Source organism: Azospirillum sp. UENF 211521 (assembly GCF_058780535.1).
In genome coordinates this window covers 1,545,319-1,560,534 of sequence record NZ_JBSNCF010000001.1, presented here as the reverse complement: position 1 = coordinate 1,560,534, position 15,216 = coordinate 1,545,319, and the positions used below count along the sequence as shown (strand labels likewise).

Below are 15,216 nucleotides of genomic sequence, written 5' to 3'. Positions count from 1 at the left end.
TTCCGGTCTTCAGGGAAGACCTTTGGAGCGGTCCGGGTGACGGGTCCAACCCAGGCCAACAGCGCCGGGCACGATTTGTCTTGCAACGCAGCAACCGCGACATTTTGTCCGGAGGGCCGGCCGCACCGCCCTCCGCTCTTGCGCATCAATCTGATATACTAGTATATATCTCAACGAAGCCCGGAAGCGTCCGCGCCCTGCCGCTGCGGGCCGCCCGATCCGGCGCCCCTTTCCCACCGGCCCTGGCCGGCGCCGCCCCCGATCCCGTCCGGGGCCGCGAACACCAGCGGAGAACAGCATGTCCGTGAAGGTAGCGATCAACGGTTTTGGCCGCATCGGCCGTCTGGTTCTGCGGGCCATCTACGAGAGCGGCCGCAACGACGTGGAGGTCGTGGCGATCAACGACCTGGCCGACCTCAAGGCCAACGCCCACCTGCTGAAGTACGACAGCGTCCACGGCCGTTTCCCCGGCACCATTGAGACCCGCACCAACGAAGGCGGGGGCGGCGAGCTGATCGTCAACGGCCACTCGATCAAGGTCGTGCAGGAGCGTGACCCGGCCAAGCTGCCGTGGAAGGAACTGGGCATCCAGATCGCCATGGAATGCTCGGGCATCTTCACCAAGCGCGCCGACGCCGCCAAGCACCTGGAAGCGGGTGCCGAGAAGGTGCTGATCTCCGCCCCGGCCACCGACGAGGACATCACGGTGGTCTACGGCGTCAACCACGACCAGCTCAAGGCCGATCACCGCATCGTCTCGAACGCCTCGTGCACGACGAACTGCCTGGCCCCGGTGGCCTTCGTGCTGAACAACCTGATCGGCATCGAGAAGGGCTTCATGACGACGATCCACTCCTACACGGGGGATCAGCGCATCGTCGACACCAACCACAAGGACCTGCACCGCGCCCGCGCCGCGGCGCTGAACATGATCCCGACCTCGACCGGGGCGGCCAAGGCGGTGGGCAAGGTGCTGCCCGAGCTGAAGGGCAAGCTGGACGGCACCGCCATGCGCGTGCCCACCCCGAACGTCTCGGTGGTCGACTTCAAGTTCACCGCCAAGCGCGCCACCACGGTGGAGGAGATCACCAAGGCGATTTCCGAGGCCGCCAACGGCCCGCTCAAGGGCATCCTGGGCGCCTACACCGAGGATCTGGTCTCCACCGACTTCAACCACGACCCGCACAGCTCGATCTTCGCGCTGAACGAGACCAAGGTCATCGACGGCAACTTCGTCCGCATCATGACCTGGTACGACAACGAGTGGGGCTTCTCCAACCGCATGAGCGACACCGCCGTCGCCATGGCCAACGCGAAGTAACGTGACGGTTCCGGTTTTGCCCCCACCCCGGCCCTCCCCCGCTGACGCGGGAGAGGGTGCCTTCCGCGAAGCGGCGGCAGTCCCCTCCCCTGCGTTAGCGGGGGAGGGTTAGGGTGGGGGCAATGCGGCTCCCACCCCAAAAACTAAAATACCAGTTTTCAAAACCCATTTTTGAAAACGCCCTTTCAAGGAGCCGCGGCATGCCCCGGACCTCCGACCCGCCGACCGCGCGCATCGCCGCCCTGGAGCGCGACGCCGACGCCCTGCGGCGGGCCTTCCTGACCACGCCGGTCTTCGCCCTGGACGACCACGGCCTGCACGCGCGCTTCGAAGCGTTCGGCCGCACCGCCCTCGCCCTCTTCCGGGAAGCCGCCCGGCTGGACGGTAACGAACAGTCCGTCCAGCGCATCGAAGCCGCCTACCACCGCGTCCATGAAGCGTTGCAAGCCGTTGCCACGCTTGCACTTTCCAACACGGAGCCGGGTTTCCCGGCGCACGGGAACGGCACCGCCGAACCACCGCCGCAGGACGTGCGACAGAGTGTCATCCGACGGGGTACGCAGTTCTCCTGACTTGCCTCGCAGCGCTAATATACTAGTATCCACTCCATCGACGGCGCGATCCACGGACAGGCCCGACGGCCACCGGACCGGCGCCGCTCCCGCAGGGGATGCGCGGCACGCTCCCCCTCCATGCGCCGCAACCGGCAGCCACCACCCCGGACTTTCCATCGACGGCCCAGTCGGACCGCCCCAGGAGTACCGACTATGAACATCAAATCCCGGATCGACCGCATCCCCGGCGGGATGATGATCCTTCCCCTGTTCCTCGGCGCCTGCCTGAACACCTTCGCGCCGAACACGGGCAAATTCTTCGGGTCCTTCACCAACGGCCTGATCACCGGAACCCTGCCGATCCTGTCCGTCTGGTTCTTCTGCATCGGCGCCAGCATCAGCCTGAAGGCCACCCCGCTGGTCCTGCGCAAGAGCGGCGTGCTCGTCACCGTGAAGATCCTCACCGCCGCCACCATGGGCATCATCGCCTCCTGGTTCATCCCGCACGAGGGCGTCAGTTCGGGCTTCTTCACCGGCCTGTCGGTGCTGGCGATCATCGCCGCCATGAACGACACCAACGGCGGCATGTACATGGCGCTGATGCAGCAGTACGGCACCAAGGAGGAATCCGGCGCCTTCTGCCTGATGTGCCTGGAATCCGGCCCCTTCATGACGATGGCGACGCTGGGTCTGGCCGGTCTGGCCGCCTTCCCCTGGCAGACCATGGTCGGCGCGCTGCTGCCCTTCCTGGTCGGCTTCGCACTCGGCAACCTCGACCAGGACTTCCGCAAGTTCTTCGGCCAAGCCGTGCCGGTGATGGTGCCCTTCTTCGCCTTCGCGCTCGGCAACAACCTGAACTTCGCGGTCATCCTGAACACCGGCCTGCTCGGCATCGTCCTCGGTCTCTCGGTCATCGCCATCACCGGCTTCACGCTGGTCGTCGCCGACATCCTGCTCGCCAAGGGCAACGGCACCGCCGGCATCGGCGCCGCCTCCACCGCCGGTGCGGCCGTGACCGTCCCGCCGATCATCGCCTCCATCGAGCCGAGCTTCGCGCCGAGCGCCCCGGCCGCCACCGCCCTGGTCGCCACCAGCGTCGTCGTCACCTCGCTGCTCACCCCGATCCTCACCGCCTGGTGGGCGCGCCGGTTCGGCGTCCTCTCCCCGCGCTATCTGGCCGCCCAGAAGGCCGCCCAGGAGAACACCCAAGCGCAGCCCCTGCCGGTCCAGCCCGCCCCCGCCGAGTGACGGCGCCCGGCTGAGCGCCGCCCCACCCCGGACGAAAGCCGGAGATTGCGGACCCCGTGATTTCCGGCTTGCGCCGCGGCACTGATATACTAATATTCTCCCTTAGGACCGGCCGAGCCGGCGTAACAGGTGCAGCCGCAACAGGTGCGACCATGGACATGCCGACCACCCCGACGCCCGACGCCAGCAGCGACCGTCCCGCCCCTCAGCGGAGCGCGGTGAAGCCCTCCCGCGGGCCGGCGCGCGGCGCCTCGACCATGGCGGCGATCCACCGGTCGCTGCGCGCCGAGATCGTGGAGATGCGCCGCAATCCGGGCGAACCCATCGTCGAGAAGCACATCGCCGAAGCCTTCGGCGTCAGCCGCACCCCGGTGCGCGAGGCGCTGCAACGGTTGGCCGACGAGGGGCTGATCGAGATCTTCCCGCAGGTCGGTACCTTCGTCGCCCGCATCCCGGTCAACGCCCTGCCCGAGGCCATCGTCATCCGCACCTCGCTGGAGGGCACCGCCGTCCGCTACGCGGCGCAGCGCGCCACCGGCAGCCAGATCGCCGGCCTGCGCGCCAACCTGCTGCTCCAGCAGGAGACGGTGGAGGACGGCGACCTCAACGCCTTCCACGAGGCCGACGAGCGGTTCCACGCCCTGATCGCCGAGATCGCCGGCTATCCCGGCCTGTGGAGCATGGCCCAGCAGGTGAAGGTGCAGGTCGACCGCTACCGCCGCCTGACCCTGCCGGAGCCGGGGCGCCTGACCAACGTGCTGGCCGAGCACGCGGCGATCGTGGACGCCATCGCCGACGCCGACCCAACGCTGGCCGCCGACCGCATGGCCGTCCACCTCGACGGCCTGCTGACCTCGATCCCCCAGGCCCAGGGGGCGAACCCGTTCTTCTTCACTGGTCCCTGATCTGGCCCCTGAATTGGCCCCCACCGGCCCCGAAAAACACACACGAGGATACCGCCATGAAGATCACCGTCCGCCACGCGTCACACCAGGATGACGTCCGCAACTACGACACCACCAAGCTGCGCGACCATTTCCTCGTCCCGTCCATCTTCGAGGCGGACGACATCGTCCTCACCTACAGCCACATCGACCGCTTCGTGGTCGGCGGCGCCATGCCGGTGTCCGGCCCGCTGAAGCTGGAATCGGCCAAGGCCATCGGCTCGGCCAACTTCCTCGACCGGCGTGAGCTGGGTGCCGTCAACGTCGGCGGTCCGGGGCGCATCACGGTGGACGGCGCGGTGTTCGAGCTGGCCCCGCGCGACTGCCTCTACATCACCATGGGCAGCCTGGATGTCCGTTTCGAGAGCCTGGACCCGGCCAACCCGGCGAAGTTCTACCTGAACAGCGCCCCGGCCCACGCCCGCTTCGAGACGATGAAGATCTCCATCGCGCAGGCCAAGGCCGTGCACATGGGCGACCCGGCCCAGTCGAACGAGCGCACCATCTACCAGATGATCCACCCGGACGTCTGCCGCACCGCGCAGCTCGTGCTCGGCATGACCGTGCTGAAGCCGAACAACATGTGGAACACGATGCCGTGCCACACGCACGACCGCCGCTGCGAGGTCTATTTCTACTTCGACCTGCCGGAGCCGGCCCGCGTCTTCCACTTCATGGGCGAGCCGACCGAGACCCGCCACGTCGTCGTCGCCAACGAGCAGGCGGTGATCTCGCCGAGCTGGTCGATCCATTCCGGCGTCGGCACGCGCAACTACACCTTCATCTGGGCCATGGCCGGCGACAACCAGGACTTCACCGACATGGACTTCATCCCCATGGAAGACCTGCGCTGATCCCCGGACGCCAAGAATAAGGAGCAGGACAATGGCTCAGGCACATCCCTTCGATCTCTCCGGCAAGGTCGCGCTGGTGACCGGCGCCCACACCGGCATCGGCCAGGGCATCGCCCTGGCGCTGGCCCAGGCCGGCGCCGACATCGCCGCCGTTGACGTCATTCCCCTCGACGAGACCAAGAGCCTCGTCGAGGCCACGGGCCGCCGCTTCCACGCCATGACCGCCGACCTGACCAGCATTGCCCCGGTGCAGGGCCTGGTTGAGGAGGCGGTGGGCACGCTCGGCGGGCTTGACATCCTCGTCAACAACGCCGGCATGATCCGCCGCGCCGACGCCGTCGACTTCACCGAGGCCGACTGGGACCTCGTGATGAACATCAACATCAAGACGGTCTTCTTCCTCTGCCAGGCCTTCGGCCGCTACGCCATCAGCCAGGGCCGCAAGGGCAAGATCATCAACATCGCCTCCATGCTGTCCTTCCAGGGCGGCATCCGCGTGCCCTCCTACACCGCCTCCAAGAGCGGCGTGGCCGGCATCACCCGCCTGCTCGCCAACGAATGGGCGGGCAAGGGCATCAACGTGAACGCCATCGCGCCGGGCTACGTCGCGACCAACAACACGGCGGCGATCCGCGCCGACGAGCAGCGCAGCGCGGAGATCCTGGGCCGCATCCCGGCGGGCCGCTGGAGCGTTCCCGCCGACATGGGCGGCCCGGCGGTGTTCCTGGCCTCCGACGCGTCGGACTACATCCACGGCACGATCCTGCCGGTGGACGGCGGCTGGCTGGCTCGCTGACCCACTGGCCCGCTCCGCTGACCCGCTGAGGCGAAGATTGCCGGTTCGGTGACGACGGCCGGGCGTCCGCAAGGGCGCCCGGCTTTTCTTTGCGGTCTTCCGAGAACGGTCCCCCTCGCCTCACCGCGGCGGCGCGATCACCGCGACGGCGCCCGGCCGCACGCGGAAGCGCGCCGGGGTGTGGGTGGTGATGTCGCCGTCGGTGTTGACCGGGCGGCGGTGGCGGGTGGTGATCTCCACCTCCTGCCCGTACCAGGCGTGGACGTTCTTCCAGTGGCCGTGCCGCCCGCGGCGGAAGTCCGGGTACAGCAGGGGCCACTCCCACCAGCCGCGCAGATCGATGCTGTAGACGTCGAGCTGCCCGTCGTCGGGGGCGGCGTTCTCCTGCACGGTCATGCCGCCGCCGTAATGGCGCCCGTTGCCGACGCCGATCTGCACCGATTTGACGCGGTGCCGCTCCCCGTTGATGCGGATCTCGGCGCGGAAGGGCGCCATGCGCCGGGCCACGCGGAAGGCCGCCACGGCGTAGCCGAACACGCCCCAGCGCCGCTTCATCTCGCGCGTCAGCTCGCGGGCCAGCTCGACGCTGAGCCCGATGCTGGCAACGTTGAAGAAGGCCACGCCGTTCACCTCGCCCAGGTCGATCCGGCGCACCGGACCGGTGACGGCCAGTCGCGCCGCCTCCCGCACATCCAGCGGGATGCCCAGCGTGCGCGCCAGATCGTTGGCCGTGCCCATCGGCAGGATGGCCAGTGGCAGGCCGGTGTCGGCCAGCGCCGGGGCGGCGGCGTTCAGCGTGCCGTCGCCGCCCCCGATGACGACCATGTCCACCGAGTCGGCGTGGTCGCGGATCGCCCCGGCGATGTCCTCCCGCTCGCGGCACTCGGCGCGGATCAGGGCGACGCCCGCCTTCGCGGCCTCCTCCCGGATGTCGTCGAGCGCGCGCTGCCCCTGGCGGGCCTTCCCGTTGACGATCAGCAGCGCGCGGCGCCGGTCGGCGCTCAGCGGCGGCCTCCCACCTCGTCCAGATGCTCCAGCAGACTGGCCGGGTCCTCATAGACGCGGAAGGCGCCGGCCCGCTCCAGCTCGTCCTGCCCGTAGCCGCCGGACAGCAGCCCGATGCTGAGCGCGCGGGCGCGCCGCGCGGCCAGGATGTCCCACACGCTGTCGCCGACCACGATGGCCGTTTCGATGGGCACACCAAGCCGCTCCGCCGCAGCCAGGAACAGGTCGGGGTCGGGCTTGGCGTATTTCACCTGATCGCGCGTCACCACGGGCACCCGGTCCGGGTCGACGCCCAGAGCCTCCAGCCCGGAGCGCGCCGTCTCGATCCGCCCGCTGGTCGCGATGGCCCAGGGGATGCCCGCCGCCGTCAGGTGGGACAGCAGCTCCTGCGCGCCGGGCAGCGGGCGGACGCGCCCGGCCAGCCCGCGGAACGCCTCGGCGTGGCGGCGGCGCAGCCGCTCCAGAAGCTCAGGGCTGATGGCGAGCCCGGTCTCGCGCAGCAGCATGTTGGCGAACAGGCCGCCGCTCATGCCGATCTTGCGGTGGATGCGCCAGACCGACAGCTCGATCCCTTCATGGTCCAGCGCCTCCTGCCAGGCCAGAACGTGCTGGTAGACGCTGTCAATCAGCGTGCCGTCGAGGTCGAACAGGAAAGCCGTGTTGATGCGGTCCATGGCGTGAGTCCCCAAGGCTGAATCCCGCTCCGGCGGAGCCGGCCCCAGTGAGTTGGTGGCAGCCCCGCTGCGCCGCAACGTCCCCCCGGTGGCAATTCTGCGCTCCCGCCGGGACCAGGGCGTTGCGGAACTTCGGAGCCGCTTCCGCGTCAAGCTCATGCTGCCCGAGCGGCAGCGCGGCGCAACGGCGGGGAGCGGATGGCCTTGGCACAGCGTGAGGACGCGGACGGGAATCGGCGCTGGTCCATCGACCGGATGACGCTTGGCCTTTGGCTGCTCGGCCTGCTGGCCGCCCTGGCCGTCCTGTGGGGCCTTGGCGCCGCCTCTCCGGTGCTCATTCCGCTGGCCGGAGCCTTCTTCGTGGCGGTCGCCGTGGCGCCGGTCGGGCGCTGGGTGCGCGACCGGGTGCCGCCGCGGCTGGCCCTGCTCGGCCCGCTCGCCGCCATGCTGACCGTGCTTCTGGTGCTGGCCGTCTTCGCCGGGGGCCTGTGGTTCATCGGCCAGCGCGTGGCCGGCGAGGTGCCGCGCCACGCCGAGGAGTTGCAACGCCTGTGGGGGCAGGCGAACGGCTGGATCGAGGGATTGCGCGAACAGTTCCTCGGCGACCCGGGTGGCGGCTCCGACGCTGGAGGCGGCGGGGCGGAGGCGCTGTCCGGCCTCGTTGCGGCGGTGCTGACGGCGGCGCGGGAGGCCGTCTCGACGGTCGTCATCGTGCTGTTCCTCGCCCTGCTGATGCTGGTCGAGGCGCCGGTCTGGCGCGAGAAGATCGTGAAGACGCTGGGGCCGGAGCGCTGCGCCACCACCGTCACCGCGGTCACCGCCATCGCCCAGCAGTTCCGCCGCTTCCTGCTGGTCAGCACGACGCTGGGGCTGATCACCGGGGCGCTCTACATCGGCTGGCTGTCGCTGTTCGGGATCGACTTCCTGTTCCTGTGGGGCTTCCTGGCCTTCCTTCTGAACTACATTCCGGTGATCGGGTCGGTGACGGCGGGAGCGCTGCCGGTGCTGATGGCGCTGGCCCAGAGCGGATCGACCACCGCCCTGATGGTCGCGGGCGGGCTGCTGGTGATCGAGCAGGTGATGGGCAACTTCATCGGCCCAAGGCTGGAGGGCAAGCAGCTCGCCATCTCGCCCCTGGTGATCGTCAGTTCGCTGCTGCTGTGGAGCTGGCTGTGGGGGGCCGCCGGGGCCGTCCTGGCGGTGCCGATGACCGTCCTAATCGCCATCGCGCTCAGCCACATCGACGCGCTGCGCCCCTTCGCCTTCGTGCTCAGCGACAAAAGCGATCGCCGCCGTTTCGAGGCGCGCACCCGGCCCGAGTAACGCAGCGCTGTTTTTGCGTAATTTTTCTGGCGCCCCCCTCTCTTGACAGGGTTCCCGGCCCTCCCCACGTCTCCGGGACCTGTGATCCGGGCCCCTCTGGCGACTTAGACGTGGTCGCGATGTCGGATCTCTTCACCTGCTCTTGCGCCGACGGGCGTGACCGCACTTGGAGGGACTGAATGCTCCCATGGACCCGCGATCCCCAGACCTCTCCCACACCCTCCACACCTGTCCGGCCCCCTCCGGACGCCGTCGCCCACCCAATGGACGACGCGCCGGGGCATAGCCGGACCCTCCCTCAAACCACCGAGAGCATGAGCACCGCCATGGACCAGACCGAACGCCAGATCATTGACGACCTCTTCGCCAAGCTGCGTCAGGCCGAGGCCCAGTCCGGCCCGCGCGACCCGCAGGCCGAAGCCCACATCCGCGACACCATCGCCCGCCAGCCGGGTGCGCCCTATCTGATGGCCCAGGCCATCGTCATGCTGGAGCAGGCGCTGGCCGCCTCGCAGAACCAGAACCAGGAGCTGGAGCGCCAGCTTCAGGAACGTCCGGCCGCGGCGGCCGGCGGCGGCGGCATCTTCGGCGGCCTGTTCGGTGGCGGCGCCGCCAAGCCCGCCCCCGCCCCGCAGCAGCGCCCCGGCGGCTCGCCCTGGGGCCAGGCGCCCGGCGCCGCCCCGGCCTACGGCGACCCGCGCGTCGCCGCCTATGCCCAGCAGCCGCAGCGCGCCGGCGGCGGCTTCATGGCCGGCGCCATGCAGACCGCCATGGGCGTGGCCGGCGGCATGCTGATCGGCAGCGCGCTGTCCAGCGCCTTCTCCGGCGGCGGCGAGGCCATCGCCCAGGAGGCCCAGGGCGCCGTCGATCAGGTGGCCGAGGAGATCCCCAGCGAAGACGATTCGTGGGGCGGCTTCGGCGGGGACGAGGAATTCTGATCCCCGCGGGAACCGGCCGGGCGGCCTCCTCCCACCGCCCGGCCGGTCCCCGGCCTCCTTCCCCGTCTTGAGAGCAGACCGGAAATGATCGTTCGCGGTCCCGTCCGCGACACTTTCCCGATACCGGACCGATCCGGCGCTCATCTCCTTGCTTTTTGCAGGTCGGCCAACCATCCGTCTTGCCAGCAATTTCACGCGCATCTAGTTTCCTTCAAGAGAACGCCCCATCGCTCCCCCGCCCGATCAAGACAGGGTGAAGCACAGGGCAAGGAAAAGCGGACACGCCGAACCATCGCACGGCGCGCGGAACCCTGCTGCGCGCAACGCCCGAGCTTTGCGCGCCGGTGATTTCCGCTTTTTCAAAAAGAAAAAGATCAGGAGGAAACCGTGCCGCTGTTCGATCATCCCGATTTCGACGACCATGAGCAGGTGGTCTTCTGCTCCGACGCCGCGTCCGGCCTGCGCGCCATCGTCGCCATCCACGACACCGCGCTCGGCCCGGCGCTGGGCGGCTGCCGCATGTGGCCTTACGCCAGCGACGAGGAGGCCCTGCGCGACGCGCTGCGCCTGTCGCGCGGCATGACCTACAAGTCGGCCCTGGCCGGTCTGCCGCTGGGCGGCGGCAAGTCGGTCATCATCGGCAACCCGCGCACCGACAAGAGCGAGGCGCTGCTGCGCGCCATGGGGCGCCACGTCGAACGGCTGGGCGGACGCTACATCGTCGCCGAGGATTCCGGCACCGGGGTGCCTGACATCAAGACCATGGCGCTGGAGACCGCCCATGTCTCCGGTGTGGTCGAGAAGGCGACGGCAAGCGGCGGCACGCGCAGCGGCGACCCTTCCCCCTCCACCGCCTATGGCGTCTTCGTCGGGCTCCGCGCGGCGGTGCAACACCGCCTGCACCGCACCGACCTGGAGGGGCTGACCGTCGCCATCCAGGGTGTGGGCAGCGTCGGCGGGCATCTCGCCCGCTATCTGGCCGAGGCCGGGGCGCGGCTGTGGGTCGCCGACATCGACGAGGCGCAGGCCCGCCGCGTGGCCGACCGCGTCGGCGCCACGCCGGTCTCCGCCGACGCCATCTTCGACCTGGAGGTGGACGTCTTCGCCCCCTGCGCGCTGGGCGCCGTCCTCAACGACACCACGATTCCGCGGCTGACCTGCCCGGTCGTCGCCGGGGCGGCCAACAACCAGCTCGCCGAGGCCCGGCACGGGCAGGCGCTGGCCGACCGCGGCATCCTCTACGCCCCCGACTACGTCATCAACGCCGGCGGGGTGATCGACGTCTATTACGAGCGCGCCGGATACGACCACACCCGCGTGATGGGCCACATCGAGCGGATCGCCGACACGCTGACGGAAATCTTCGCGCGCGCCGACATGGAGCGCAAGCCGACCGCCGCCGTCGCCGACCGCATGGCCCGGCAGCGCGTCGGCCGGGCGCGCTGAACCAGGCTCAACGCCCCGTCGCCAGCACGGGGAAGGCGTCCAGCAGGCCGGTCAGCAGAATCTGCACGCCGACGCAGAACAGCAGAAAGGCGAACAGCCGAGTCAGCACGCGGGCGCGCGTGTGGCCGAGCAGCGCCACCAGCCGGTCGGCGGAGCGGTAGGACAGCCAGATCAGCAGCGCGATGGCCAGCGCCGCCGCCGACACCCCGATGAAGAATTCGGTGAGCCCCTCGGTGCCCCGGGGGCGGGTGGCGCCCAGCGCGATGGCGACGGAGATGGTGCCGGGGCCGGTGGTGAAGGGGATGGTCAGGGGGAAGAAGGCCGAACTCCCCGACATCGGACTCCGCCGCCTCTTCCGCCGGGGCGGCCTGCTCCTGCTTGCGGGCCTCGTGCGCTTCCGGCGCGCTCAGCAGCGCCCAGGCGCGCTCCGCCACCACGAAGCCGCCGGCGATCCGCAGCGCCGCCAGGGAGATGCCGAAGAAGTTCAGCACGTAGGACCCCGCCCATAAGGCGGTCAGCATGACGATGGCCGAATAGACCGCGACCAGCGTGGCAAGCTGCGCCCGTTCCTTCGGGCTGCGCTCCGCCGTCACCTGGCTGAAGATCAGCGCCATGGCGATGGGGTTGACGATCGAGAACAGCGCCGTGAAGGCGAGAAGGAAGCTGTCGAGCATGGGACGGGCCGACCTGTGCCTTGGCGGTTGGCGGGGCGCACCGCCGTGGTACAGGCCGGCCCGTTTCTTGGCAAGGCGCCATGATTTGCAAACCTCATTGTTCAGGCACGAAACACCGTGCTTGCCGTTCGACCGGCAAGACGGCCACACTCCCCCCAACGGGGAAGGCTTCGTGACGTGATGCCGGAGGGGTTGCGATGGGTCCGCGGACACGGCGGTGGGTTCTGGCTCTTGTGATGACCGGGCTGCTTCCGGCGGCCCTGCCCGCGCGGGCGGAGACGCCGGCCCAGTTCCGGGCGGCGGTGTCGCAGATCGGATACGCCGATCCGGGCACGGGCAAGACGGTGCCGATCCTTCTGCTCTACCCGACGCGCGACCACGTCCAGCCGATCCGCCGGGGCCCCTATCATTTGAACGTCGCCCCGGAGGGTGGGCCGGCGCTGGATTCCGTGCCGCTGGTGATGATGACCCAGGGACCGGCGCGCAACGGGCTGGCGATGGTCAGCGTCGCCCTGTTCCTGGCGCGCCGCGGGATGATGACCGCCATCGTGACCCATCTCGGCGGCCTGGAACCGGACGCGGACCCCAGGGCCGGAAAGGGCGATCGGGTCGGCACCGTGCCGCTGTGGCCGGAATTGCCGTTGCAGCTCCGCGCCGCGCTGGACGCCGTGCTGGACTCCTCGCCCATGGGCTTCCGGGTGGACCGCCAGCGCATCGGCGTGCTCGGCTACGCGGCTGGCGGCCATGCGGCGCTGGCGGCGGCAGGCGGGGTCGCCGACCCCGGGCGGCTCGCCCCGATCTGCGCCGCCCATCCGGACGACCGGACCCTCTGCCCGGCGGGCGCCAAGACCACCGCCGCCGCCGCGCCGAAGCGGCTGGAGGCCGCCACCGATCCGCGCATCCGCGCGCTGCTGCTGATGGACCCGATCGGCGCCTTGTTCGCGGACGGCGCGCTGTCCCGCGTCACCGTCCCGGTCCGGCTCTACGAGGCGGAGAAGGGCGACGAGAGCGGCGCCCTCCAGGTGGCGCGGGTGCGCGGCCTGCTGCCCCGCCCGCCGGAATATGACCTCGTTCCCGGCGCCGGCCACTACGCCTTCCTGACGCCGGTCCCGGCCAGCGCCGCCGCCCGCTTCGGCGCGACGGTGCAGGACCCGCCGGGCTTCGATCGCGCCGGCTTCCACGCGCGGCTGAACGACGAGGTTCTCGACTATTTCCGGCGGACGCTCAACGCAGCGCCCTGACCCACCGGGGCCGGAACGCCGCCCAACACCTGCCAACCATCAAGAAAAACGGAAACGCACCATGACGACGATGACCCTGAAGGAAGCCCTGGCCGAGATTCTGGACCCGCGGGACCGGACCGTGGTGGATGTCGGCTGCGGCGACGGGGCGCTGACCCGCCATTTCGCGGGGCTCGGCGCCCGGGCCATCGGCATCGAGATCAGCGAGGGCCAGCTCGCCCGCGCCCGCAAGGCGGAACCGGTGGCCGGCGCCGACTACCGCGTCGGCAAGGGGGAGGCGCTGCCCCTGGAGGACGCGTCGGTGGACGCCATCGTCTACTCCAACAGCTTCCACCATTTGCCGCTGGCGGTGATGGCCGACGCGATGGCCGAGGCGGCGCGGGTTCTGAAGCCCGGCGGCACGCTGGTGGTGGTCGAGCCGATCGCCGAGGGCGCCTATTTCGAGGTCATCCTGCCCATCGAGGACGAGACGGAGGTGCGGGCCGCCGCCTACGACACGCTGAAGCACCCGCCGCTGCCGTTGCAGGCGGTGGACGAGACGGTCTACGGCACGGTGGTGCGCTACCGCGACGCCGATCATTACCTGACCCACGTCACCGCCGTGGACCCGGCGCGGCGCGAACGCTTGCCCCCGGTGGAGGCCGAGGTCCGCCGCCGCTTCGCCGCCAGCGGGCGGATCGACGCGGAGGGGATGACCGCCTTCGACCAGCCGATGCGGCGCATGGTCTTCAAGAGGCTGCCGTAAGCACGGACCGCTTGGCGGCGACACGGCGGCGTGCCAGCATGAGCGCCGCCGTTTGGTCACAGGCGCGCCATCGCGCGTCCGGGGCATAGTGGAGCGGCATCACCCTTTCGAAGGCCGAAGACCATGCCCCGCCCCTCCTTGTCCCGCTTCGGCCTGCCCCGCTTCGCCTTTTCCGCCGCCGCTCTGATCTTCCCGGCGGCTTTGCTTCTGACCAGTTGCAGCGTGGTGGTCGCCACGGTGGACACGGCGGCCAGCGTCGCCGGGTCCGCGGTCAGCGTCGCCGGCGACGTGGTGTCGGCCACGGCCCATGTGGCGACCGCGCCCTTCCGAGGCGGCGACGACACGAAGGACGAATAACGCTCAGCGCCGGACGCTCACCTCCGGAACAGGCGGCGCCACCAGGGGCTCTGGCGCCGCGCCAGCTCGGTCACCAGGACGCGGCACTGGTCGCGCATCGCCTCGTACGCGGCGACCTCGGCCTCGCGGTCGCGGCGCAGGCCGTCCAGCGTGCCGGTCAGCCGCTCCACCCGCTTCTCCAGTTCCGCGCCGGTCCGGCGCTCCTCCTCCAGAGCCGCCTGCGCCTCCTCGCTGCGGCGCTCCGCCGCCTCGATGCGCTGACGGAAGCCGCGCTCCCGCACCTCGGTGTCGGCGATCAGCCGTTCCACGAGGTCGCCGATGCGCTTGCGCTCCGCCTCACGGTCAGCCTGGAGCCGGTCCAGCGCCACCGCGTGGGACAGGCGCAGGGCGGCGATCTCCGCGTTCACCGCGGACAGCCGGTCCTCCGCGTCCTGAAGCGCGCGGGACATGCCCTGCTCGCGCGCGGAGGTCTCGGCGATCAGCGTCTCGACGAGCTGGTTGACGCGCTCGCGCTCCGCCTCGCGGTCGCCCTGGAGGCTGCCGACCTCCCCGGAGCGCGCCCGCTCCACCGCCCCGATGGCCTCGCGCCAGCGCTCGCGTTCCGAGGCGTGCTCGGCGATCACCCGCAGCCGCTCCGCCCGTTCGCTGTCCGCCGCGGCCTCCGCCTTGGCGATCTGTTCGCCCAGCGTGGCGACCTGGTCGCCGTAGACGCGCAGGAGTTGCGTGGTTTCCTCCGACGGCGCCCCCAGGGGCGCCTTTGGCGCGCGCGGACGGGTGGCCCGCTTGGCCGGTGCCGCCGGCGGAGGCGGCGTATCCTCAGCGTTGGAGAGCGGCATCATCTCGGTCATCGCGGCTTATCCTGACAGTCGGGCCTGCATCGTCACAGTAGCGCGTCCCGCGTCCTGCGCACAGGAACCTTTTTCCATAGGCCCGGGCCGGAAAACCGCCCGGCAACCGGGCCGTCGAGAATTCATCGCGTATTTTCATGGATTTCGTCGGCAAATTTTCCAAAATCTTTTCTGTTAACGGGTTTTAAAACCGCTTTAACGCCGACTCCCGCCTCTCGCCAAGGTATTAACACCAACGATTGACAGTA

Annotated in this window: 16 protein-coding genes and 1 pseudogene; 12 read left to right on the top strand and 5 right to left on the bottom strand. The window is 70.0% G+C overall.

Annotated features, from left to right (window positions below; translation table 11 throughout):
- Positions 1-298 precede the first annotated feature (298 nt).
- From gap to kduD, 6 genes are all read left to right on the top strand, one after another.
- The gene (gene gap, locus ACWPN5_RS07320) at positions 299-1,321 is read left to right on the top strand and encodes a type I glyceraldehyde-3-phosphate dehydrogenase (protein WP_492295050.1); all 1,023 of its coding nucleotides are present in this window, start codon (positions 299-301) and stop codon (positions 1,319-1,321) included.
- A 200-nt stretch (positions 1,322-1,521) separates the two neighbouring features.
- A complete protein-coding gene (locus ACWPN5_RS07315; protein ID WP_492295049.1) occupies positions 1,522-1,893 on the top strand; it encodes a hypothetical protein in 372 nt (123 codons plus the stop codon).
- 195 nt (positions 1,894-2,088) lie between these two features.
- Positions 2,089-3,123, top strand: coding sequence for a 2-keto-3-deoxygluconate transporter (kdgT, locus tag ACWPN5_RS07310; protein ID WP_492295048.1), 1,035 nt, complete (start codon positions 2,089-2,091; stop codon positions 3,121-3,123).
- 152 nt (positions 3,124-3,275) lie between these two features.
- Positions 3,276-4,028, top strand: coding sequence for a GntR family transcriptional regulator (locus tag ACWPN5_RS07305; protein ID WP_492295047.1), 753 nt, complete (start codon positions 3,276-3,278; stop codon positions 4,026-4,028).
- A 56-nt stretch (positions 4,029-4,084) separates the two neighbouring features.
- Positions 4,085-4,921, top strand: coding sequence for a 5-dehydro-4-deoxy-D-glucuronate isomerase (gene kduI / locus ACWPN5_RS07300; protein ID WP_114862031.1), 837 nt, complete (start codon positions 4,085-4,087; stop codon positions 4,919-4,921).
- A gap of 31 nt (positions 4,922-4,952) precedes the next feature.
- A complete protein-coding gene (gene kduD, locus ACWPN5_RS07295) occupies positions 4,953-5,717 on the top strand; it encodes a 2-dehydro-3-deoxy-D-gluconate 5-dehydrogenase KduD (protein ID WP_145690457.1) in 765 nt (254 codons plus the stop codon).
- A gap of 120 nt (positions 5,718-5,837) precedes the next feature.
- Here kduD and ACWPN5_RS07290 read toward each other — a convergent pair whose 3' ends face one another.
- The gene (locus ACWPN5_RS07290) at positions 5,838-6,722 is read right to left on the bottom strand and encodes a lipid kinase (RefSeq protein ID WP_492296361.1); all 885 of its coding nucleotides are present in this window, start codon (positions 6,720-6,722) and stop codon (positions 5,838-5,840) included.
- Positions 6,719-7,396 (bottom strand): HAD family hydrolase, encoded by a 678-nt coding sequence (locus tag ACWPN5_RS07285; RefSeq protein WP_145690460.1) that lies wholly within the window; start codon positions 7,394-7,396, stop codon positions 6,719-6,721. Before ACWPN5_RS07285 ends, ACWPN5_RS07290 begins: the two co-directional genes overlap by 4 nt.
- Positions 7,397-7,594: 198 nt before the next feature.
- Here ACWPN5_RS07285 and ACWPN5_RS07280 point away from each other — a divergent pair, with 198 nt between their 5' ends.
- From ACWPN5_RS07280 to ACWPN5_RS07270, 3 genes are all read left to right on the top strand, one after another.
- The gene (locus tag ACWPN5_RS07280; RefSeq protein WP_492295046.1) at positions 7,595-8,719 is read left to right on the top strand and encodes an AI-2E family transporter; all 1,125 of its coding nucleotides are present in this window, start codon (positions 7,595-7,597) and stop codon (positions 8,717-8,719) included.
- A gap of 314 nt (positions 8,720-9,033) precedes the next feature.
- On the top strand, positions 9,034-9,657 hold the full coding sequence (locus ACWPN5_RS07275; protein ID WP_247888538.1) for a DUF2076 domain-containing protein: 624 nt from the start codon (positions 9,034-9,036) through the stop codon (positions 9,655-9,657).
- Positions 9,658-10,044: 387 nt separating this feature from the next.
- Positions 10,045-11,103 carry a Glu/Leu/Phe/Val dehydrogenase dimerization domain-containing protein gene (locus ACWPN5_RS07270; RefSeq protein ID WP_492295045.1) on the top strand — a complete coding sequence of 353 codons (1,059 nt, stop codon included), beginning with the start codon at positions 10,045-10,047 and terminating at the stop codon, positions 11,101-11,103.
- Positions 11,104-11,110: 7 nt separating this feature from the next.
- Here the strand turns inward: ACWPN5_RS07270 and ACWPN5_RS07265 are convergent, their stop codons facing one another.
- Positions 11,111-11,440, bottom strand: coding sequence for a MarC family protein (locus tag ACWPN5_RS07265; protein ID WP_492295044.1), 330 nt, complete (start codon positions 11,438-11,440; stop codon positions 11,111-11,113).
- An 88-nt stretch (positions 11,441-11,528) separates the two neighbouring features.
- Positions 11,529-11,717, bottom strand: a pseudogene (locus tag ACWPN5_RS07260) (MarC family protein); the annotation flags it as partial.
- 296 nt (positions 11,718-12,013) lie between these two features.
- On the opposite strand from ACWPN5_RS07260, the gene ACWPN5_RS07255 reads away from it, so the two are divergent.
- The 3 genes from ACWPN5_RS07255 (at position 12,014) to ACWPN5_RS07245 (ending at position 14,120) form a co-directional block, all read left to right on the top strand.
- Entirely contained in the window at positions 12,014-13,018 is a 1,005-nt protein-coding gene (locus ACWPN5_RS07255; protein WP_247888539.1) for an alpha/beta hydrolase family protein, read from the top strand.
- The gene (locus ACWPN5_RS07250; protein ID WP_492296359.1) at positions 12,987-13,763 is read left to right on the top strand and encodes a class I SAM-dependent methyltransferase; all 777 of its coding nucleotides are present in this window, start codon (positions 12,987-12,989) and stop codon (positions 13,761-13,763) included. Before ACWPN5_RS07255 ends, ACWPN5_RS07250 begins: the two co-directional genes overlap by 32 nt.
- 123 nt (positions 13,764-13,886) lie before the next feature.
- A complete protein-coding gene (locus ACWPN5_RS07245) occupies positions 13,887-14,120 on the top strand; it encodes a hypothetical protein (RefSeq protein ID WP_492295043.1) in 234 nt (77 codons plus the stop codon).
- Between the two features lie 17 nt (positions 14,121-14,137).
- Here ACWPN5_RS07245 and ACWPN5_RS07240 read toward each other — a convergent pair whose 3' ends face one another.
- Positions 14,138-14,968 (bottom strand): coiled-coil domain-containing protein, encoded by an 831-nt coding sequence (locus ACWPN5_RS07240; protein WP_200479857.1) that lies wholly within the window; start codon positions 14,966-14,968, stop codon positions 14,138-14,140.
- Positions 14,969-15,216 lie beyond the last annotated feature (248 nt).